Source organism: Pseudomonas putida (assembly GCA_029953615.1).
GTDB lineage: Bacteria > Pseudomonadota > Gammaproteobacteria > Pseudomonadales > Pseudomonadaceae > Aquipseudomonas.
On record CP124529.1, the window covers coordinates 2,118,413 to 2,137,884 of the forward strand.

The window sequence follows — 19,472 nt, forward strand, 5'->3', positions numbered from 1 at the left end:
AGTGGTTTTGCCCTGCCATTTTCAGCTGCAACACACCTTTCTGTAGAAGCAGCCTTGTGCTGCGAAGAGGCCATCAGCCGCAGCGACAACGTCAGTCTTACCGGCACTTTCGCAGCACAAGGCTGCTCCTGCATGGGCAAGACTGCCTTTGCAGAGGCAAAAAAAGCCCCGCATCTGCGGGGCTTTTTCATATCACAGGTGGGCGTCGAGGAACGCGGCCAGCTGCGATTTGGACAGGGCGCCGACCTTGGTGGCTTCGACGTTGCCGTTCTTGAACAGCATCAGCGTCGGGATACCACGCACGCCGTGCTTGGCCGGGGTTTCCTGGTTCTCGTCGATGTTCAGCTTGGCGACGGTCAGTTTGCCCTCGTAGGTAGCAGCGATGTCGTCCAGAACCGGAGCGATCATCTTGCATGGGCCGCACCATTCAGCCCAGTAGTCGACCAGCACCGGGCCTTGAGCCTGCAGTACGTCGGCTTCGAAGCTGGCGTCGGTGACGTGTTTGATTTTGTCGCTCATGGAAATCTCCAAGGTCGTAAGCAATAAAAACGTTGCCCATCATAGCCGCACCCGTCTCCTACAGGAAGCCGCGGACGATTGAGTGTAACTATAGTTGCGCAAGACGCCACGAATCGAAACCGTCATACAAGTGTCATAGCATCGAATGGCACATTGCCTTGTATCAAGGCCAGCACAACGGCTGAGTGTCACGCGTTGGCGATAGCCTGCTATCGTGGCACGATTGCCAGGTTAACGACCGAGAACAACCAGATCATGCCGCATACCATCGCGAAGAACCTGTCCCTGATCGCCGCCATCGACCTTGGCTCCAACAGCTTTCACATGGTCGTGGCCAAGGCCCACCATACCGAAATCCGCATTCTCGAGCGGCTCGGCGAGAAGGTTCAGTTGGCCGCCGGCATCGACGAAGAGCGCCTGCTCAGCGAAGAAGCCATGGAACGAGGCCTGGACTGCCTCAAGCGCTTTTCCCAGTTGATCAACGGCATGCCGGCAGGCTCGGTGCGCATCGTCGGCACCAACGCCTTGCGCGAAGCGCGCAACCGCAACGAATTCATCCAGCGCGCCGAAGCCATCCTCGGCCACCCGGTCGAGGTTATCTCCGGCCGTGAAGAAGCGCGCCTGATCTACCTGGGCGTATCACACACCCTGGCCGACACCCCCGGCAAGCGGCTGGTGGCCGACATTGGCGGCGGCAGCACCGAATTCATCATCGGCCAGCGCTTCGAGCCGCTGCTGCGCGAAAGCCTGCAGATGGGCTGCGTCAGCTTCACCCAGCGCTACTTCCGCGACGGCAAGATCACCCCGGCCCGTTACGCCCAGGCCTATACCGCCGCACGCCTGGAACTGATGAGCATCGAGAATGCCCTGCACCGCCTGACCTGGGACGAAGCCATCGGCTCGTCCGGTACCATTCGTGCCATCGGTGCCGCGATCAAGGCCGGCGGCCTGGGCAATGGCGAGGTCAACGCCGAGGGGCTGGCCTGGGTCAAGCGCAAACTGTTCAAGCTGGGTGAAGTCGACAAGATCGACTTCGAAGGCGTCAAGCCGGATCGCCGCGCCATCTTCCCGGCCGGTCTGGCGATTCTCGAAGCGATCTTCGATGCCCTGGAGCTGCAGCGCATGGACCACTGCGATGGAGCCCTGCGTGAAGGCGTGCTGTTCGACCTGCTCGGCCGCCACCACCACGAAGACGTGCGCGAACGCACCCTGAACTCGCTGATGGAACGCTACCACGTGGACCAGGGCCAGGCCGCACGGGTCGAGCGCAAAGCCTTGCACGCCTTCGACCAGGTGGCCGACGCCTGGGACCTGAAAGACGGGAACTGGCGCGATCTGCTCGGCTGGGCGGCGAAAGTGCACGAAATCGGCCTGGATATCGCCCACTACCACTACCACAAGCACGGCGCCTACCTGATCGAGCATTCCGACCTGTCGGGCTTTTCCCGCGAGGACCAGCAGATGATGGCCTTGCTGGTGCGCGGCCACCGCCGCAACATCCCCAAGGACAAGATCGCCGAACTGGGTGAGGAAGGGGTCAAGCTGCTGCGCCTGTGCGTGCTGCTGCGCTTCGCCATCCTGTTCCACCACATCCGTGGCAACCAGCAGATGCCGAAGGTCGAGCTCAAGGCTGCCGACAGCAGCCTGGATGTGGCCTTCCCTGAGGGCTGGCTGGAACAGAACCAGCTGACCCAGGCCGACTTCGCCAACGAGGCGGAGTGGCTGGCCCGGGTCGGCTTCGTCCTCAGCGTACGTTGAGGACCGGGTTGCTCAGGCGCTCCAGCAGGGTCGCCTGGGCACTGCGCGGGTTCTGGTTACCGGTCGGCGTGCTGCGCACATAGCGCCCGTCCGGCTGCAGGGTCCAGGCGTGGGTATTGTCGGTCAGGTAGCCTTCCAGCTCCTTCTTCACCCGCAGCAACAGCTTCTTGCCTTCCACCGGGAAGCAGGTCTCGACGCGCTTGTCGAGGTTGCGCTCCATCCAGTCGGCGCTGGACAGGTAGATCTGCTCTTCGCCGCCATTGAGGAAGTAGAACACCCGCGTGTGTTCGAGGAAGCGGCCGATGATCGAGCGCACCTGGATGTTGTGCGAAACCCCTGGAATGCCTGGGCGCAGGCAGCACATGCCACGCACCACCAGATCGATTTTCACACCTGACTGGCTGGCCTTGTACAGCGCCTTGATGACCTTGGCATCGGTCAGCGAGTTGAACTTGGCAATGATATGCGCCGGCTTGCCTTCGAGGGCGAACTGGGTTTCCCGCGCAATCATGTCGAGCATGCCCTTCTTCAGGGTGAACGGCGCGTGCAGCAGCTTCTTCATGCGCAGGGTCTTGCCCATGCCGATCAACTGGCTGAACAGCTTGCCCACATCCTCGGTGAGAGCGTCGTCAGAGGTCAGCAGGCTGTAGTCGGTGTACAGGCGGGCGTTGCCGGCGTGGTAGTTGCCGGTGCCCAGGTGCGCATAACGCACGATCTCGCCCTGCTCACGACGCAAAATCAGCATCATCTTGGCGTGGGTCTTGAAGCCGACCACGCCGTAGATAACCACCGCACCGGCGGCCTGCAGGCGGCTGGCCATCTGCAGGTTGGACTCTTCGTCGAACCGCGCCCGCAGCTCGATCACCGCGGTGACCTCCTTGCCGTTACGCGCCGCGTCCACCAGCGCGTCGACGATTTCCGAGTTGGCCCCGGAACGGTACAGGGTCTGGCGTACGGCGAGCACGTGCGGGTCCTTGGCGGCCTGGCGCAGCAGGTCGATCACCGGGGTGAAGGACTCGAACGGGTGCATCAGCAGGATGTCCTGCTTGCCGATCACGCTGAAGATATTGTCGGCGTTCTGTAGCAGCTTGGGGATCGCCGGGGTGAATGGCGTGTACTGCAGCTCGGGGTGGCTGTCCAGGCCGGTAATGCTGAACAGGCGGGTAAGGTTGACCGGGCCGTTGACCTGGTACAGCTCGCTTTCACTGAGGCTGAACTGCTTGAGCAGGTAGTCCGACAGGTGTTTCGGGCAGGTGTCGGCCACCTCCAGGCGCATCGGCGTCACCATAGCGGCGCGAGAACAGCTCGCCGCGCAGGGCGCGGGCCAGGTCGTCGACCTCTTCGGAGTCCAGCGCCAGGTCGGCGTTACGGGTCAGGCGGAACTGGTAGCAGCCCTTCACCTTCATGCCCTGGAACAGGTCGTCGGCGTGGGCATGGATCATCGACGACAGGAACACGTAGTTGGCACCTGGGCCACCCACTTCTTCCGGCACGCGGATGACCCGCGGCAGCAGGCGCGGGGCCGGGATGATCGCCAGGCCCGAATCGCGGCCGAAGGCATCGACCCCCTCGAGCTCGACGATGAAGTTGAGGCTCTTGTTCACCAGCAGCGGGAACGGGTGGGTCGGGTCGAGGCCGATCGGGGTGATGATCGGGGCGATTTCGTCGCGGAAGTAGCGGCGCACCCAGGTCTTGAGCTTGGGTGTCCAGTAGCGGCGGCGGATGAAGCGGATATGGTGCTTTTCCAGCTCGGGCAACAGCACGTCATTGAGGATCGCGTACTGGCGCTCGACTTCGCTGTGTACCAGGTCGCTGATACGCGCCAGCGCCTGGTGCGGCTGCAGGCCATCGGCACCGGCCTGTTCCCGGGCGAAGTTGATCTGCTTTTTCAGGCCGGCGACGCGGATCTCGAAGAACTCGTCTAGGTTGCTGGAGAAGATCAACAGGAACTTGAGGCGTTCGAGCAGCGGATAGCTCTCGTCCAGTGCCTGCTCCAGCACCCGGATGTTGAACTGCAGCTGCGAGAGTTCGCGATGAATGTACAGGCTGCTGTCGTCCAGGCCCGGGACGGCGATCACCGGGGCTGGTGCAGGCGCCGGCGCCACGGGCTCGGCCACCGCTTCCACTGCGGGCTGGGGCGCCGGCGGCAGGTCTGGCGGAGTCTGCACCATCTCTTCGGGGATTTCCTGAGCATCCTTGATCGCGACAGGGGTTAGCACTTCATTATTCATCTGGCGTTCCTGAGGACGTTAACGCCCTATCATCAATTGAGCGGCAAGATAAGCGCCCATTATGACGCCTGTGTTACACACCAGGGCAAGCCATGGCGCGTGGCTTCTGGCATTCTCCGAGCAGGCATTGTTCATGTCGAGACACATTTGGACACTTTCACGAACGCGCGCGAAGGGGTAGGCTTCGCGTTCATTTCGCCAGCACCTCAGAAAATGCTTCAACAATTCCTGCAGGATTTCGGCTACTTCGCCCTTTTTCTAGGCACCTTCTTTGAAGGCGAGACCATCCTGGTGCTTGCGGGGTTCCTTGCGTTTCGCGGTTACATGGACATTAACCTGGTGTGCCTGGTGGCGTTTTTCGGCAGCTATGCCGGCGACCAGCTGTGGTACTTCATGGGCCGTCGCCACGGGCGCAGGATCCTGGCGCGCAAACCACGCTGGCAGGCGATGGGTGACCGGGCGCTGGACCACATCCGTCGCCACCCCGACATCTGGGTACTGAGTTTCCGCTTCGTCTATGGCTTGCGCACGGTCATGCCGGTGGCCATTGGCCTGTCCGGCTACCCGCCACGCCGCTACCTGCTGCTGAACGGTCTCGGCGCGGCCATCTGGGCAGTGGCGCTGGGCGCGGCAGCGTACCACTTCGGCGCCATCCTCGAAGGCCTGCTGGGCAACGTGAAGCGCTACGAGCTATGGGTACTCGGTGGCCTGCTGGCGCTGGGTGGCCTGCTATGGCTGCGCCGGCGCTTCCGCACCCTGCGTGCGGAGCGCAAGGCGGCGGGCATGCCCCAGGCCCCAGAGGCTGAACAGGCTGTAAGTCACGAGCAGGAACCAGGCCAGCGGCGCGACCACCGCTAAGCCCAATGCGCCGGCCAGGTACAGCGCCGGCGCGTTCACCAGCAGCCGCACCCGCTCCATGCGCACGGCCCATGGCCGATCCTCCAGCAGCGCGCCAAGCACGAACAAGCCAAACGCCATCAGCGCCCAGCCGAGTACCAGGGCGGCGGTCGGCACGCGCTCGGCCACCTCCATCAGATAACTGCCGAGCGCCACGTAAACCACGAACTGCGCCGCCACATAGGCCTGCTGCGCACGGCCCAGGGCAACCTCGAACTTGCGAAACAACGTCAGGTCCTGCTTGGCCTGTGGGTAGCGTGCAGCCACATCGGCCGGGCGCCAGCCGGTGGGCATGAACCATATCCGCAGCTTGTCCCACAGGCTGTCGGCGCGCCGGGCATCGTGCCAGAGCTGGGCATAGAACTGCAGGTTGGCCCACAGCGGGTTCCAGCTGGCCAGCGGCGTGGTCACCCCGAACACCACCGGCTCGGCCGGGTCCTCCTCTTTGAAGGTACCGAACAGACGATCCCAGAGAATGAACACGCCACCGTAATTGCGATCCAAGTAAGCAGGATTTTGCGCATGGTGGACGCGATGGTTGGATGGCGTGATCAACACCCACTCGAGCCAGCCCAGCTTGGGAATGTGCCGGGTATGCACCCAGAACTGGTACAGCAGGTTGAGCGACGCCACCGTGATGAACACCAGCGGTGGCACACCGAGCAACGCCAGCGGCAGGTAGAACAGCCACGAGAAAATGAACCCGCTGCTGGTCTGGCGCAGCGCCGTGGTGAGGTTGTACTCCTCGCTCTGGTGATGCACCGAGTGCGCAGCCCACAGCACGTTGCGCTCGTGGCCAAGACGGTGCAGCCAGTAGTAGCAGATGTCGTACAGGACAAAGGCCAGCAGCCACACCCACCAGGCCTGCGCCGGCAGGCGCAGCAACGCCAGGTGCTCGAAGGCCAGGGCATAGGTCACCAGCCCCACCCCTTTGGTCAGCAACCCGGTAGTGGTCGACAGCGCGCCGGTGCTGAGGCTGTTGATCGAATCGGCCAGGGTGAAGTTGCGCTGGCCACGCACGCAGTCGGCCAGCAGCTCGACGGCAATCAGCACGAAGAAGAACGGCACGGCCAGCAGGATCAGGTCCATGGGTACGACCTCAGGCGTTATCCGCCAAGACTAGGCCGCGCGCGCAGGAATCCCTATGGCGACATCTGCCAAACTAGAGGACATTTAGCGCCTCGACACTGGAGTAAAAAGCATGACAAAAAAAGTAGCGGTGATTCTTTCCGGCTGTGGCGTGTATGACGGCGCCGAAATCCACGAAAGCGTGATCACCCTGCTGCGCCTCGACCAGCGTGGTGCGCAGGTGCAGTGCTTCGCGCCGAACATTGCGCAGATGCATGTGATCAACCACCTGACTGGCGAGGAAATGCCCGAGTCGCGCAATGTGCTGGTGGAATCGGCGCGCATTGCCCGCGGCGAGGTAAAGGATATTCGCGAAGCCAAGGCCGAAGACTTCGATGCGCTGATCGTGCCGGGCGGTTTCGGCGCGGCGAAAAACCTGTCCAACTTTGCCGTGGAAGGCGCCAACTGCAGCGTCCACCCGGATGTGCTGGCCCTGGCCGAAGCTTTTGCCGACGCCTGCAAGCCGGTTGGCCTGATCTGCATCTCGCCGGCGCTGGCGGCAAAGATCTACGGGCCGGGCGTGGTCTGCACCATCGGTACTGACGCCAGTACTGCGGCAGCCGTGCAGAAAATGGGGGGCACCCATGAAGAGTGCGATGTGCACGATATTGTCGAGGACACCCAGCGCAAACTGGTGACTACCCCGGCGTACATGGAGGCCAAGTCGATCAGCGAGGCGGCTGGTGGCATTTACAAGCTGGTGGATCGGGTGCTGGAGCTGACCCACGAGGGTGACCAGTAAATCCTCGGGCCTGCTGCGCAGGCCATCGCCGGCAAGCCAGCTCCCACTTGGACCGCGTCGACCTCAAGCCATGCGCGATACCTGTGGGAGCGGGCGGGCCCGCGAACACGGGCGAAGCCCGTGCCATCCACCGCGTCGCCTGTTTCGCGGGCTTGCCCGCTCCCACAGGTACTGCGCATGGCTTGAGGTCAGCGCGGTCGGGTGGGAGCTGGCTTGCCGGCGATGGGCTGCAAAGCAGCCCCGCTTCAGGGTTTGGACAACCGGGCGATGATCCGGTCCAGCGCATTGGCAAACGCCTGCTTCTCGCGCTCGCCATAAGGCGCCTGCCCTCCCCCCACCTGGCCCTGCTCGCGCAGGTCGGTGAACAGGTTGCGCGCCGCCAGCCGGTCGCCCATGTTGCGCTCGTCGAACTCGCGCCCGCGTGGGTCCAACACCGCCACGCCCTTTTTTACCAGGCGGTCGGCCAACGGTACGTCACTGCAGATCACCAGCTCGCCGGGCACGGCGTGCTCCACCAGGTAATCGTCGGCCGCATCCATGCCGCTGGGTACCACGATCAGGCGCACGATCGCGAACGCCGGCTTGGCCACAGCCTGGCCCGCCACCATCACCACCTCGAACTTGCGCTTGAGGGCGAACTTGACGATCAGATCCTTGGCCGCCTTGGGGCAGGCGTCGGCATCGATCCACACACGCATCGGAAAACCTCACAATCGGCTTGAGGCCACCATCATGCCTCAAGCGCAGCGGAAGCTGCAGCAACTGCCCACGCAGCGCTGGGAAAATGGCGCCAATATTTCAATTGCCGCTTATCCGCCCCCGCCACTCAGGCTACACTCGGCACAGCTCCGCTGGCCTGCCCGAGTGCGCAATGAACCACCCCCACGAAATCCGCCCCGACCTGGACGAAGGCATCGACCGCAAGGTACTGGCGACATTGCGTGCGCGCTTCCTGCAGCTTAACCAGGGCCGGCTGCAGCGGGCGCTGGAGGGCCTGTCGACGCGCCAGCAACAAGTGCTGACGCTGCTGCCGCTGCTGTTTCATGTGAACCACCCGTTGCTGCCGGGCTACGTCTCCGGCACTACCCCCGCCGGCGTATCGGGCTACGAGCCGAGCGCCGACCTGATAGTCGAGGCCCAGCGCCTTGCCCGCTCGTTCACCTACAAAGCCCGCCATGGCAATCCGCCGCGGCTGATCCACGGCCTGTTCCTGATGGGCAGCCTGGGCTCGCTGGCCCAGGCCGAGCACAGCGACATGGACCTGTGGGTGTGCCACGCGCCCGGCCTGGCCGACGAGCTTCTGGGTGAGCTGCGTCGCAAATGCCAACTGCTGGAAGCGTGGGCGGAAAGCCTGGGTGCAGAGGCGCACTTCTTTCTGATCGACACGCAAGGTTTCGCCCAGGGCCAACGCGAAGGCCAGCTCGGTTCCGACGATTGCGGTACCACCCAGCACTACCTGCTGCTGGATGAGTTCTACCGCACCACTATCTGGCTGGCCGGGCGCACACCGCTATGGTGGCTGGTGCCGGTCTACCAGGAACACGATTACCACGCCTACACCCAGACTCTGCTGTCCAAGCGTTTCATCCGCAGCCAGGACGCCCTCGATCTCGGCAACCTGGCGCACATCCCGCCCGGCGAGTTCGTCGGCGCCGGCTTGTGGCAACTGTTCAAAGGCATCGATTCGCCCTACAAGTCGTTGCTCAAGTTGCTGCTGACCGAGGCCTATGCCAGCGAACACCCCGCCGTACGTTGCCTGAGCCTGGACTACAAGCAGGCAGTGTTCGCCAACCAGCTCGACCTCGACGAGCTGGACCCCTACGTTATGGTGTACCGGCGCATCGAGCGCTACCTGCTGCAACGTGGCGAGGCCGCGCGCCTGGAGCTGGTGCGGCGCAGCCTGTACCTGAAGGTGAACAAGAAGCTCAGCGACCCGGCCCGGGCCAATGGCTGGCAACGCCGCCTGTTGCAGCGCCTGGCCAACGAGTGGGGCTGGGATGAGCGCCAGCTGGCCCTGCTCGACAGCCGCAGCCAATGGAAGGTGCAGCAAGTTGCCGTCGAACGCCGTGAACTGGTGGCCGAACTGAACCACAGCTACCGCTTCCTCAGCCAGTTTGCCCGCTCCCAGAACGCCAGCAGCCGCGCCGACCAGCGCGACCTCAATGTGCTGGGCCGGCGCCTTTACGCGGCCTTCGAACGCCGCGCCGGCAAGGTCGAAGTGATCAACCCCGGTATCGCCCCGGACCTGGCCGAAGGCACCCTGACCCTGGTCCAGGCGCCTAACCGCAAGGAGCCCGGCAGCCACCACTGGGAGCTGTACACCGGCAACCTGAGCACCCATGAGGTGGACCACTTCAGCCCGCTAAAGCGCTGCCGCGAGCTGCTCGAGCTGCTGACCTGGGCCCATCGCAACGGGGTAATCGACAGCAGCACGCGCCTGGCGCTACACCCGGGTGTCAGCGACCTCAGCGAATTCGAGCTGTTCAACCTGATCGGCTGCCTGCAACAGAGCATTCCCCTGCCCTTGCCGACCGTCAGCGAGGTGCGCCTGTTGCAACCCAGCGTTGCCGACGAAGTGCTGTTGCTGGTCAACGTCGCCATCGACCCGTTGCGTCACCACCGCGACCTGAACATCCTGATGACCACCGAGCGCACCGACTCGCTGAGCTATGCAGGCGTGCGCGAAAACCTGGTCCTGACCCTGGACCAGGTCACCCTCAACAGCTGGAACGAGGTACTGGTCCAGCGCTATGACGGCGAGCATGCGCTGATGCGCTGCCTGCGCGACTTTCTCAACAGTCCGGTGTTGCGCGGCCAGCGGCCAAGGGTGCGGGTGCGCTGTTTCTGCCAAAGCCGCGCCCAGGCCATCGGCCAACGTGTGGAGGAAATTTTCGACACCGTGCAACTGCTGCTGGACCAGGGCCTGAACCACCGCTACCTGCTGCAGGTGGCCCAGCACACCCATGTGCTGGAGCTGCTGGCCGGGCATGTCGGCCTGACCACCCTGGCCGAGCACGACGCGCTGCTGGACCACCTGGGCGAAGAGCGTAACGCCTACAGCCCGCTGTACCTGGACGCCAACGCTTTGCAGGACGACGACCTGCGCCTGGTGCTGGAGCAAGGCCGGCCGGCCTGCATCCAGGTGTTCTACCGCCTGCAGGGTGGCTGGGCCGAGCTGTACGTGCTGGATGAATACAACGCCCTGTGGCAGCAACGCCTGCCGATGCACGACGACGTCCACCTGCTGTTGCCGCTGCAACGCTTTCTGCGCTCTGTGGTGATGCGCCGGGATGCCCGTCTGCCATTGGACACCCAGCGCGCGGCGTCACTGGACATCCACTACGCGCAACTGTTGCCTTCCGGGCCAGGCAAGGCGCGCAGCATCGAACCGCGCCAGGCCCCGTTCGAGGGTAACGACCAGCCTTGCTACGAGGTGCAGGCAATCATCCAGGCCGGGGTGGCGGGTGCGGCGCACGTGACGCTGTATTGCGACCAGCAGGAGTTTTCCGAACTGGAGCATGGTGAGCAGCTTTATGCAGTGGTGGCCCGGCAGATCATCGGGCAGCGACGGGGTGCAGGGCAGTACCGGTGCTACATCACTGATCTGGACTTGTCCGAGTTGCTGGATGACCAGTTGGGGTCGACGCAGATGTACCTGCGCTACAAGCGGGAGCTGGAGCAGGCGCTGAATGAGGGGTTGGAGCAGGTTTTGGCGGAGAAATCCTGAATTGCCGGGGCTGCTTTGCAGCCCATCGCCGGCAAGCCAGCTCCCACAGGGTACAGCGCCAACCTCAGGCCTTATGCAATCCTTGTGGGAGCTGGCTTGCCGGCGATGGGCCGCAAAGCGGCCCCCTGGGCCTTACAGGTCGAAATCGCCCGCCGCTTCCGGTTGGTACTCGACTTCCAGCAGCTTCAGCTTGAGGGTCTTGCCCCCCGGCGCCGGCCAGTCGATCTGCTCGCCCACCGAAAGCCCGAGCAAGGCGCAACCGATCGGCGCCAGGATCGAGACCTTGCCTTCCGGCCCGGCATCCTTCGGATACACCAGCGTCAGGTGGTAATCCTTGCCGCTGGCTTCCTCGCGGCAGTGCACGCGCGAGTTCATGGTCACCACGCCAGCCGGGACCTCCTCGTGACCGACCACCTGCTCGGCGCGGTCCAGCTCGCCGATCAAGGCGAGCACACCCGGCGTACTCTCGTCGAGGCTGTCGATCAGACGCTCCAGACGTTGTACGTCCAATCGGGTGAGGATGAGGGAAGGCTTGGTGCTCATGATCCAGTCAGACTCCTTTGAACAGGCGGTTTTCATCGTGCAGATAAAGCAAAACCCCGCCCAAGGGCGGGGTTTGTGAAGACTTTGGCGTCACCGACGCAGAACCCGACGTTACCACAGCCGGGTAAATACTCAAGCCCCTGCGATCAGTGTGCCTTAGCCTGGTCGCGCAGCGCCTGGGCCTCGCGGCAGATCTGCCGGCGCCGTTCGTCATCGGCCGAACGCCACTCACGGATGTGCTCGACATGCCGGTGGCACCCCGTGCACACCCGCTGTTCGTCCAGCCGGCAAACGCTGATGCACGGCGACGGCACGGCGGGGCTGACGTTGCTATAGAGTGGTTTGGGCGGCCGGGCCTGGGTACTGCTCATGTCAGATCTCGTCGAAGTCCAGCTTCTCGCCGGCCCGCTCCCAGACGATGCGTTCGAGCATTTCGCCCAGCAGTTCCTCGCTCTTTTCGCACACCCACTTGCCGCTGTCCTCGTCGTAGTCGAAGTGGAAACCGCCGGACCGGTCGGCCAGCCACAGCTGGCGCAGCGGCTCCTGGCGGCTGAAGATCAGCTGGGCGCCGCCCTCGAACTTGACGGTGAGGACGCCGCCGGAGTTCTCCATGTCCAGGTCCAGGCCGCTCTCGTCGAACAGGTCTTCCAGCGCCTGTTGGGTCGCGTCGACCAGGTCGTGGAAACGCGCTTCACTCAAACTCATTGCAGGAACCTCGAAATTGGCTGCGTTACAGGCAAGCCCGGCAAGATACGGGCGCTGGCCGCTGAATGCAAAGGTTTAGCCGTTGCCTTCACTGGTATGAACTCGAAGCCAGCGCAGTACCTGTGGGAGCGGGCACGCCCGCGAAGCAGGCTCTGCGGTGGTTGGCACGGGCTCCGCCCGTGTTCGCGGGCACGCCCGCTCCCACAGGTACCGCGAAAGGGCCCTTGCAGGCACCAAGAATAGCCCGCCCGGCGGACCGGCCCTTGCATAGGCAAGCCGTCGGTCGCTCGGTATACTCGGGCCGCAATACTGCATATTCTAAGGATTTCACCCAATGAAGCGCCTGATTTCCTCCCTTGCGGCGCTGGTCGCTGTTGCCTGCCTCGTTTCGGCCTGCGGCCAGAAAGGCCCGCTTTACCTGCCTGAAGACGGCAAGGACGGCAAGGCCAGCCACAAGTCGCACCAGTACCAGCCAAAAGCCAAGCCGGCCCCGACGCAAGAGCAGCAGCCCGAGTCTGAGCCCGAGCAGTCGCCAGCGCAGTAAAGGAAATCAGATGAACGCTTTCAATTACCGCGACGGCGAGCTGTTCGCGGAAGGCGTGGGCCTGTCGGCCATCGCCGAACGCTATGGCACCCCCACCTACGTGTATTCACGCGCCCACATCGAGGCCCAGTACCGCAGCTACGCCGACGCCCTGCAAGGCACCGAGCACCTGGTGTGCTTCGCGGTCAAGGCCAACTCCAACCTCGGTGTGCTGAACGTGCTGGCGCGCCTGGGGGCAGGCTTCGACATCGTCTCCGGCGGTGAGCTGGAGCGCGTGCTGGCCGCTGGCGGCCGTGCCGACCGCGTGGTGTTCTCCGGCGTCGGCAAGACCCGCGACGACATGCGCCGTGCCCTGGAAGTCGGCGTGCACTGCTTCAACGTCGAATCCACCGACGAACTGGAGCGCCTGCAAGTGGTGGCCGCCGAGATGGGCAAAGTTGCCCCGGTCTCGCTGCGGGTCAACCCGGATGTCGACGCCGGCACCCACCCGTACATCTCCACCGGCCTGAAAGAGAACAAGTTCGGCATCGCCATCGCCGATGCCGAGGCCATCTACGTGCGCGCCGCGCAGCTGCCAAACCTGGAAGTGGTCGGTGTCGACTGCCACATCGGTTCGCAGCTGACCACCGTCGAGCCTTTCCTCGATGCCCTCGACCGCCTGCTGGTGCTGGTCGACCGCCTGGCCGAGTGCGGCATCCACCTGCGCCACCTGGACCTGGGTGGCGGTGTCGGCGTGCGTTACCGCGATGAGGAGCCGCCGCTGGTGGCCGACTACATCAAGGCCATCCGCGAGCGCGTCGGCGACCGCGACCTGGCCCTGGTGTTCGAGCCGGGCCGCTACATCGTGGCTAACGCCGGCGTCCTGCTTACCCGCGTGGAATACCTCAAGCACACCGAGCACAAGGATTTCGCCATCATCGATGCAGCGATGAACGACCTTATCCGCCCGGCCCTGTACCAGGCCTGGATGGGCATCAGCGCGGTCAAGCCACGCACAGGCGAAGGCCGTGCCTACGACCTGGTCGGCCCGATCTGCGAGACTGGCGACTTCCTCGGCAAGGATCGCGTACTGAACCTGGCCGAAGGGGACCTGCTGGCCGTACAGTCCGCGGGCGCCTATGGTTTTGTCATGAGCTCCAACTACAACACCCGTGGCCGTTGCGCTGAAATCCTGGTCGACGGCGACCAGGCCTTCGAAGTACGCCGCCGCGAGACCATCGCCGAATTGTACGCTGGCGAAAGCCTGCTGCCGGAGTAACCCCATGCTGCTGCGTTTTACCAAGATGCATGGGCTGGGCAACGACTTCATGGTCCTCGACCTGGTCAGCCAGCATGCGCACATCCAGCCCAAGCACGCCAAGCAATGGGGTGATCGCCACACCGGCATCGGCTTTGACCAGTTGCTGATCGTCGAGGCACCGAACAACCCTGAAGTGGATTTCCGCTACCGCATCTTCAACGCCGACGGCTCCGAGGTAGAGCAGTGCGGCAACGGTGCCCGCTGCTTCGCCCGCTTCGTGCTGGACAAGCGCCTGACCGCGAAAAAGCGCATCCGCGTGGAAACCAAGAGCGGCATCATCGAACTGGACGTACAGAATGACGGCCAGGTCAGTGTCGACATGGGGCCACCGCGCTTCATCCCTGCCGAAATCCCCTTCGTCGCCGACGAGCAGGCGCTGAGCTACCCACTGGAAGTCGACGGCCAGGTGCATTCGATTGCCGCCGTGTCCATGGGTAACCCGCATGCCGTGCTGCGTGTCGACGATGTGCGTACCGCACCGGTGCACCAGCTGGGCCCGAAGATCGAAAACCACCCACGCTTCCCGCAGCGGGTGAATGCCGGCTTCCTCCAGGTCATCGACCGCCACCGCGCCAACCTGCGGGTATGGGAACGTGGAGCCGGCGAAACCCAGGCCTGCGGCACCGGCGCTTGCGCCGCCGCCGTGGCAGCGATCAGCCAGGGCTGGATGGACTCTCCGGTGTCCCTCGACCTGCCCGGTGGCCGCCTGCACATCGAATGGGCCGGCCCCGGCAAGCCCGTATTGATGACCGGCCCGGCCGTACGCGTCTACGAAGGACAGGTTCGTCTCTAAGCGAGTAACCGCCATGACCGATCAGCCCAAGGTTGTACCCCAGCAGTACGCCGAGCTCGATGCCGAAGCGGTGGTCGCCTACCTGCGCGCCCACCCCACTTTCTTCGCCGAGCACGACGAGCTGCTGATCGAACAGCGCATCCCGCACCAGCGGGGCGACAGCGTGTCGCTGGTAGAGCGCCAGCTCAAGCTGCTGCGCGACCGCAACATCGAGATGCGCCACCGCCTGTCGCAACTGATGGACGTGGCCCGTGACAACGACCGGCTGTTCGACAAGACCCGCCGGCTGATCCTCGACCTGCTCGATGCCGGCAGCCTGGAAGAAGTGGTGATGGCGGTCGAAGACAGCCTGCGCCAGGAGTTCCAGGTACCCTTCGTCAGCCTGATCCTGTTCGGCGAAAATGTCGCGCCGGTCGGGCGCTGGGTGAGCAACGCCGAAGCGCAGCAGGCCATCGGTGCCCTGCTGGGCGGCGGCAAGACGGTCAGCGGCAACCTGCGCGAGCACGAGCTGGCCTTCCTGTTCGGTGAAGAACAGCGCCGGGAAGTGGGCTCCAGCGCCGTGGCTGCCCTGGAATACCATGGCCTGCACGGGGTGCTGGCGATCGGCAGCCGCGACCCGCAACACTACAAGAGCAGCGTCGGCACCCTGTTCCTCGGCTACATCGCCGAAGTACTTGGCCGGGTTGTGCCCCGCGTTACCCAGACCCTGCGCCCGGTACGTTGATGGAACGCCAGCTGGAGGCTTATTGCGCACACCTGCGCAACGAGCGCCAGGTGTCCGAGCACACCCTGCTGGGCTACCGCCGCGACCTGGACAAGGTCGTCGCCTACTGCAAGGAACACGGCATTGCCGATTGGCAGGCGCTGCAGATCCAGCAGCTACGCCAGCTGATCGCCCGCCAGCACCACCACGGCCAGTCCTCGCGCAGCCTGGCGCGGCTGCTGTCGGCGGTACGTGGCCTGTACCGCTACCTGAACCGCGAAGGCCTGTGCCAGCACGACCCGGCCAGCGGCCTGAGCGCGCCCAAGGGCGAGCGCCGGCTGCCCAAGGTGCTGGACACTGACCGCGCCCTGCAACTGCTCGATGGCGGTGTCGACGATGACTTCATCGCCCGTCGCGACCAGGCCATTCTCGAACTGTTCTATTCGTCGGGCCTGCGCCTGTCCGAGCTGACCAACCTCGACCTTGATCACCTCGACCTCGCCGCCGGCCTGGTGCAGGTGCTGGGCAAGGGCGGCAAGGCCCGCGTGCTGCCGGTCGGCCGCAAGGCCCGCGAGGCCTTGCAGGCCTGGTACCGCCTGCGCGGCATCGGCAACCCGCGCGACCGTGCGGTGTTCATCACCCGCCAAGGCAACCGCATCAGCCCCCGGGCCGTACAGCAGCGGGTGAAGGCGGCCGGTGAGCGCGAGCTGGGCCAGCACCTGCACCCGCACATGCTTCGCCATTCCTTCGCCAGCCACGTGCTGGAATCGTCCCAGGACCTGCGCGCCGTGCAGGAAATGCTCGGCCATGCCGACATCGGCACTACGCAGATCTACACCCACCTGGACTTCCAGCACCTGGCCGCGGTGTACGACAGCGCCCACCCTCGGGCCAAACGCAGCAAAGGCACAGACTCATGAGCATCAAGCTGATCACCTTCGACCTCGACGACACCCTGTGGGATACCGCGCCGGTGATTGCCAGCGCGGAAGTCGTGCTGCGCGACTGGCTCGAAGCCAACGCCCCAATCCTTGGCGGCGTGCCGGTGGAGCACCTGTTCGCCATTCGCGAACGTCTGGTACAGGCCGAACCTGGCCTGAAGCACCGCATCAGCGCCCTGCGCCGCCGAGTGCTGTTCCATGCCCTGGAGGAAGTCGGCTACAGCGAAAAGCATGCGCAGGAGCTGGCCAACGAAGGTTTCGAAGTGTTCCTGCATGCCCGCCACCAGGTGGAGATCTTTCCGGAGGTGCAGCCGGTGCTGGAGATCCTGCGCCACCGCTACACCCTGGGCGTGGTCACCAACGGCAATGCCGACGTGAGCCGGCTGGGGCTGGCGGACTATTTTCGCTTTGCCCTGTGTGCCGAGGACCTCGGCATCGGCAAGCCGGACCCGGCGCCGTTCCTGGAAGCGCTGCGCCGTGGGGATGTGGAGGCCAGCGCGGCGGTGCACATCGGTGACCACCCGGGCGATGACATCGCCGGCGCTCAGCGTGCCGGGCTGCGGGCGGTGTGGTTCAACCCGCAGGGCAAGGCCTGGGTAGGCGAGCAGGCGCCTGATGCCGAGATCCAGCGCCTTTCGCAGTTGCCCGACATCCTCGCGCGCTGGCGCTGACAGGGGCTGCGCAAGGCTTAAGCCTGCGGTGATCCTGTGGGAGCGGGCATGCCCGCGAAGAGGCCGGCACAGGCAACACAAAACCCAAAGGCACAAAAAAGCCCGCAGCGACGGCGGGCTTTTTTCGTTCAGCCACTCAGATAGGGCGGCTGCCGTACTTGTTGTCCGGTTTCTTGGGCGGATCCGCGACCACATTGGCCTCGACTTCCTGAACCTTGCCACCGCGAGCGAGGAACTCTTCCATGGCCTTGGCCAGGGCGTCACGCTCTTTCTGCTTGGCTTCCATGCTCGGCATCTCGTCTACCGAGACTGCCGCCTTGGATTTGCCCTTGGCAACGGGTGCCGGGCTGCTGTCGTCATCGCCAGCATCTTCGGCAACGTCATCAGTTGCCGCTTCGAGGCCTTCATCGCCCTCGTCTTCGTCGCCTACTTCGAGGTCATCATTTTCCAGATCGTCGTCGCTCATGTTCTACCTCATGACTTGCGAAAAGCAGGTTAGTTATAGACCAGTGCAGCCGTAGACCGGCAGCCACCAGTGAAAATTCAACTGGCCGTGGGTTAGGCCACTGCCCATGGGTCGGCGCTCCTGATGGGAGGCGGCACCCAGCAGGACCTGCTCCTGGCAGGACCTGACAAATCCTTTAGCCCCTGCTGGCCACACGCTATTGGCAAGCCTAGCAAAGGCTGGCGAAGCGTGTGGACTACTCGTCAAACACCCTTCGGCGCGCATTCTAGCGCGCCAGCAGAAAAAGCAAAGCACCATGAATGCTCTGCGTTTTGTAAGTTTTCAGCCTAAGTCGCGAACGTGTCGGATAAACCGTTTGCCGTGCGGGAAATGCTAAAAATCTGGCAAAAAAATGCCCGGCAAGCCGGGCAAGTTTTTACCGCGTCGCAGTTACAGGTTGTAGCCGCGCTCGTTGTGCTGAGCCAGGTCGAGGCCGACCGACTCTTCTTCTTCGCTGACCCGCAGGCCCATCACCAGATCCAGCACCTTGAGGATCACGTAGGTAACGATGGCGGTGTAGACCACGGTGAAGATCACGCCCTTGGCCTGGATCCAGACTTGGGCACCGATGTCGGTGACCGCGCCAAAGCCACCCAGCGCTGGCGCTGCGAACACGCCAGTGAGGATCGCACCGAGGATGCCCCCGACACCGTGCACGCCGAAGGCGTCCAGCGAGTCGTCATAGCCCAGCTTGCGCTTGAGGCTGGTGGCGCAGAAGTAGCAGACCACGCCCGAGACCAGGCCGATCACCAGGGCGCCCATCGGGCCTACGGTACCGGCAGCCGGGGTGATGGCGACCAGGCCTGCGACCACACCCGAAGCGATGCCCAGGGCACTCGGTTTACCGTGGCCGATCCACTCGGCGAACATCCAGCCCAGGGCTGCGGCAGCGGTGGCGATCTGGGTCACCAGCATAGCCATGCCGGCAGTGCCGTTGGCGGCCGCGGCAGAGCCAGCATTGAAGCCGAACCAGCCGATCCACAGCATGGCCGCGCCCATCAAGGTGTAGCCCAGGTTGTGCGGGGCCATCGGGGTGGTCGGGTAGCCCTTGCGCTTGCCCAGCACCAGGCAGCAGACCAGGCCAGCGATACCGGCATTGATGTGCACCACGGTGCCACCGGCGAAGTCCAGCACGCCCCAGTCCCACATCAGCGCACCGTCACCGCTCCAGACCATGTGCGCGATAGGCGCATAGACCAGGGTGAACCAGATGCCCATGAACACCAGCATCGCGGAGAACTTCATGCGCTCGGCGAAGGCACCGACGATCAGCGCCGGGGTGATGATGGCGAAGGTCATCTGGAAGGTGATGAATACCGCTTCAGGGAACAGCGCGGCAGCCGAGGTCAGGTTCGAGGGCGTGACGCCGCTGAGGAACGCCTTGGAGAAGCCGCCGACGAAGGAATTGAAGTTGAGCACGCCCTTTTCCATACCGGTGGTATCGAAGGCCATGCTGTAGCCGTAGACGACCCAGAGAATGCTCATCAGGCCAGTGATTGCAAAGCACTGCATCATCACCGACAGCACGTTCTTCGAACGCACCATGCCGCCATAGAACAGGGCCAGGCCCGGAATGGTCATGAACAGCACCAGCGCCGTTGCGGTCAGCATCCAGGCGGTGTCGCCGGAGTTCAGCGCTGGGGCAGCTTCCTCGGCCAGGGCAAGCCCGGGCATTACGAGGGACAATAGGGCTCCTAGCCCTGCGATCTTACGCAGAGTCATGTTGTTTTCTCCTGGGGCGTTGGGTTTGGTGAGGCTTTGTTGC

17 protein-coding genes and 2 pseudogenes are annotated in these 19,472 nt (G+C 64.0%); 10 read left to right on the top strand and 9 right to left on the bottom strand.

Going from position 1 to position 19,472, the window contains the following annotated elements:
- Positions 1-192: 192 nt before the first annotated feature.
- A complete protein-coding gene (gene trxA / locus QIY50_09700) occupies positions 193-519 on the bottom strand; it encodes a thioredoxin TrxA (protein WGV22407.1) in 327 nt (108 codons plus the stop codon).
- A 255-nt stretch (positions 520-774) separates the two neighbouring features.
- On the opposite strand from trxA, the gene ppx reads away from it, so the two are divergent.
- The gene (gene ppx, locus QIY50_09705; protein WGV22408.1) at positions 775-2,277 is read left to right on the top strand and encodes an exopolyphosphatase; all 1,503 of its coding nucleotides are present in this window, start codon (positions 775-777) and stop codon (positions 2,275-2,277) included.
- Here the strand turns inward: ppx and ppk1 are convergent.
- Positions 2,264-4,508: pseudogene (gene ppk1 / locus QIY50_09710) on the bottom strand (polyphosphate kinase 1). The gene ppx and the pseudogene ppk1 overlap by 14 nt on opposite strands.
- 213 nt (positions 4,509-4,721) lie before the next feature.
- Here ppk1 and QIY50_09715 point away from each other — a divergent pair.
- Positions 4,722-5,366: a DedA family protein gene (locus QIY50_09715; GenBank protein WGV22409.1), complete on the top strand. Its 645-nt coding sequence runs from the start codon at positions 4,722-4,724 to the stop codon at positions 5,364-5,366.
- Positions 5,367-5,915: 549 nt separating this feature from the next.
- Here QIY50_09715 and QIY50_09720 read toward each other — a convergent pair.
- Positions 5,916-6,494 (bottom strand): annotated as a pseudogene (locus QIY50_09720) (sterol desaturase family protein).
- Between the two features lie 112 nt (positions 6,495-6,606).
- Here QIY50_09720 and elbB point away from each other — a divergent pair.
- Entirely contained in the window at positions 6,607-7,275 is a 669-nt protein-coding gene (gene elbB / locus QIY50_09725) for an isoprenoid biosynthesis glyoxalase ElbB (protein WGV22410.1), read from the top strand.
- A gap of 245 nt (positions 7,276-7,520) precedes the next feature.
- On the opposite strand, the gene QIY50_09730 is transcribed toward elbB, so the two are convergent.
- Positions 7,521-7,973 carry a YaiI/YqxD family protein gene (locus tag QIY50_09730; GenBank protein ID WGV22411.1) on the bottom strand — a complete coding sequence of 151 codons (453 nt, stop codon included), beginning with the start codon at positions 7,971-7,973 and terminating at the stop codon, positions 7,521-7,523.
- 173 nt (positions 7,974-8,146) lie between these two features.
- On the opposite strand from QIY50_09730, the gene QIY50_09735 reads away from it, so the two are divergent.
- Positions 8,147-11,002, top strand: a complete 2,856-nt coding sequence (locus QIY50_09735; GenBank protein ID WGV22412.1) for a class I adenylate cyclase — start codon at positions 8,147-8,149, stop codon at positions 11,000-11,002.
- A 132-nt stretch (positions 11,003-11,134) separates the two neighbouring features.
- On the opposite strand, the gene rnk is transcribed toward QIY50_09735, so the two are convergent.
- The 3 genes from rnk to cyaY all read right to left on the bottom strand — a co-directional run bounded on the left by rnk (position 11,135) and on the right by cyaY (position 12,250).
- Positions 11,135-11,545, bottom strand: a complete 411-nt coding sequence (rnk, locus tag QIY50_09740) for a nucleoside diphosphate kinase regulator (GenBank protein WGV22413.1) — start codon at positions 11,543-11,545, stop codon at positions 11,135-11,137.
- A gap of 146 nt (positions 11,546-11,691) precedes the next feature.
- A complete protein-coding gene (locus tag QIY50_09745; protein WGV22414.1) occupies positions 11,692-11,916 on the bottom strand; it encodes a DUF1289 domain-containing protein in 225 nt (74 codons plus the stop codon).
- Between the two features lies 1 nt (position 11,917).
- Positions 11,918-12,250: an iron donor protein CyaY gene (gene cyaY, locus QIY50_09750; GenBank protein ID WGV22415.1), complete on the bottom strand. Its 333-nt coding sequence runs from the start codon at positions 12,248-12,250 to the stop codon at positions 11,918-11,920.
- A 334-nt stretch (positions 12,251-12,584) separates the two neighbouring features.
- On the opposite strand from cyaY, the gene QIY50_09755 reads away from it, so the two are divergent.
- Genes QIY50_09755 through QIY50_09780 form a run of 6 tightly spaced genes read left to right on the top strand, consistent with a single transcriptional unit; the run spans position 12,585 to position 17,202 of the window.
- Entirely contained in the window at positions 12,585-12,794 is a 210-nt protein-coding gene (locus QIY50_09755; GenBank protein WGV22416.1) for a lipoprotein, read from the top strand.
- 10 nt (positions 12,795-12,804) lie between these two features.
- The gene (gene lysA / locus QIY50_09760) at positions 12,805-14,052 is read left to right on the top strand and encodes a diaminopimelate decarboxylase (GenBank protein WGV22417.1); all 1,248 of its coding nucleotides are present in this window, start codon (positions 12,805-12,807) and stop codon (positions 14,050-14,052) included.
- 4 nt (positions 14,053-14,056) lie between these two features.
- The gene (dapF, locus tag QIY50_09765) at positions 14,057-14,887 is read left to right on the top strand and encodes a diaminopimelate epimerase (protein WGV22418.1); all 831 of its coding nucleotides are present in this window, start codon (positions 14,057-14,059) and stop codon (positions 14,885-14,887) included.
- Positions 14,888-14,900: 13 nt separating this feature from the next.
- Positions 14,901-15,611: a DUF484 family protein gene (locus QIY50_09770; protein WGV22419.1), complete on the top strand. Its 711-nt coding sequence runs from the start codon at positions 14,901-14,903 to the stop codon at positions 15,609-15,611.
- Complete coding sequence (gene xerC / locus QIY50_09775; GenBank protein ID WGV22420.1) at positions 15,611-16,510, top strand: tyrosine recombinase XerC; 900 nt, start codon at positions 15,611-15,613, stop codon at positions 16,508-16,510. Before QIY50_09770 ends, xerC begins: the two co-directional genes overlap by 1 nt.
- On the top strand, positions 16,507-17,202 hold the full coding sequence (locus QIY50_09780; protein WGV22421.1) for an HAD family hydrolase: 696 nt from the start codon (positions 16,507-16,509) through the stop codon (positions 17,200-17,202). Before xerC ends, QIY50_09780 begins: the two co-directional genes overlap by 4 nt.
- Positions 17,203-17,338: 136 nt before the next feature.
- On the opposite strand, the gene sutA is transcribed toward QIY50_09780, so the two are convergent.
- Together sutA and QIY50_09790 are read right to left on the bottom strand one after the other, a co-directional pair.
- The gene (gene sutA / locus QIY50_09785; GenBank protein WGV22422.1) at positions 17,339-17,668 is read right to left on the bottom strand and encodes a transcriptional regulator SutA; all 330 of its coding nucleotides are present in this window, start codon (positions 17,666-17,668) and stop codon (positions 17,339-17,341) included.
- A 429-nt stretch (positions 17,669-18,097) separates the two neighbouring features.
- On the bottom strand, positions 18,098-19,429 hold the full coding sequence (locus QIY50_09790; protein ID WGV22423.1) for an ammonium transporter: 1,332 nt from the start codon (positions 19,427-19,429) through the stop codon (positions 18,098-18,100).
- Positions 19,430-19,472 lie beyond the last annotated feature (43 nt).

What these genes read in the sequence shown, in the direction of transcription:
- QIY50_09735 (WGV22412.1), top strand. Translation starts at nt 8,147, where the DNA reads ATGAACCACCCCCACGAAATCCGCCCCGACCTGGACGAAGGCATCGAC.
- dapF (WGV22418.1), top strand. Translation starts at nt 14,057, where the DNA reads ATGCTGCTGCGTTTTACCAAGATGCATGGGCTGGGCAACGACTTCATG.
- QIY50_09715 (WGV22409.1), top strand. Translation starts at nt 4,722, where the DNA reads ATGCTTCAACAATTCCTGCAGGATTTCGGCTACTTCGCCCTTTTTCTA.
- QIY50_09780 (WGV22421.1), top strand. Translation starts at nt 16,507, where the DNA reads ATGAGCATCAAGCTGATCACCTTCGACCTCGACGACACCCTGTGGGAT.
- ppx (WGV22408.1), top strand. Translation starts at nt 775, where the DNA reads ATGCCGCATACCATCGCGAAGAACCTGTCCCTGATCGCCGCCATCGAC.
- lysA (WGV22417.1), top strand. Translation starts at nt 12,805, where the DNA reads ATGAACGCTTTCAATTACCGCGACGGCGAGCTGTTCGCGGAAGGCGTG.
- QIY50_09770 (WGV22419.1), top strand. Translation starts at nt 14,901, where the DNA reads ATGACCGATCAGCCCAAGGTTGTACCCCAGCAGTACGCCGAGCTCGAT.
- trxA (WGV22407.1), bottom strand. Translation starts at nt 519, where the DNA reads ATGAGCGACAAAATCAAACACGTCACCGACGCCAGCTTCGAAGCCGAC.
- elbB (WGV22410.1), top strand. Translation starts at nt 6,607, where the DNA reads ATGACAAAAAAAGTAGCGGTGATTCTTTCCGGCTGTGGCGTGTATGAC.
- rnk (WGV22413.1), bottom strand. Translation starts at nt 11,545, where the DNA reads ATGAGCACCAAGCCTTCCCTCATCCTCACCCGATTGGACGTACAACGT.
- sutA (WGV22422.1), bottom strand. Translation starts at nt 17,668, where the DNA reads ATGAGCGACGACGATCTGGAAAATGATGACCTCGAAGTAGGCGACGAA.
- QIY50_09755 (WGV22416.1), top strand. Translation starts at nt 12,585, where the DNA reads ATGAAGCGCCTGATTTCCTCCCTTGCGGCGCTGGTCGCTGTTGCCTGC.
- cyaY (WGV22415.1), bottom strand. Translation starts at nt 12,250, where the DNA reads ATGAGTTTGAGTGAAGCGCGTTTCCACGACCTGGTCGACGCGACCCAA.
- QIY50_09745 (WGV22414.1), bottom strand. Translation starts at nt 11,916, where the DNA reads ATGAGCAGTACCCAGGCCCGGCCGCCCAAACCACTCTATAGCAACGTC.
- QIY50_09790 (WGV22423.1), bottom strand. Translation starts at nt 19,429, where the DNA reads ATGACTCTGCGTAAGATCGCAGGGCTAGGAGCCCTATTGTCCCTCGTA.
- QIY50_09730 (WGV22411.1), bottom strand. Translation starts at nt 7,973, where the DNA reads ATGCGTGTGTGGATCGATGCCGACGCCTGCCCCAAGGCGGCCAAGGAT.
- xerC (WGV22420.1), top strand. Translation starts at nt 15,611, where the DNA reads ATGGAACGCCAGCTGGAGGCTTATTGCGCACACCTGCGCAACGAGCGC.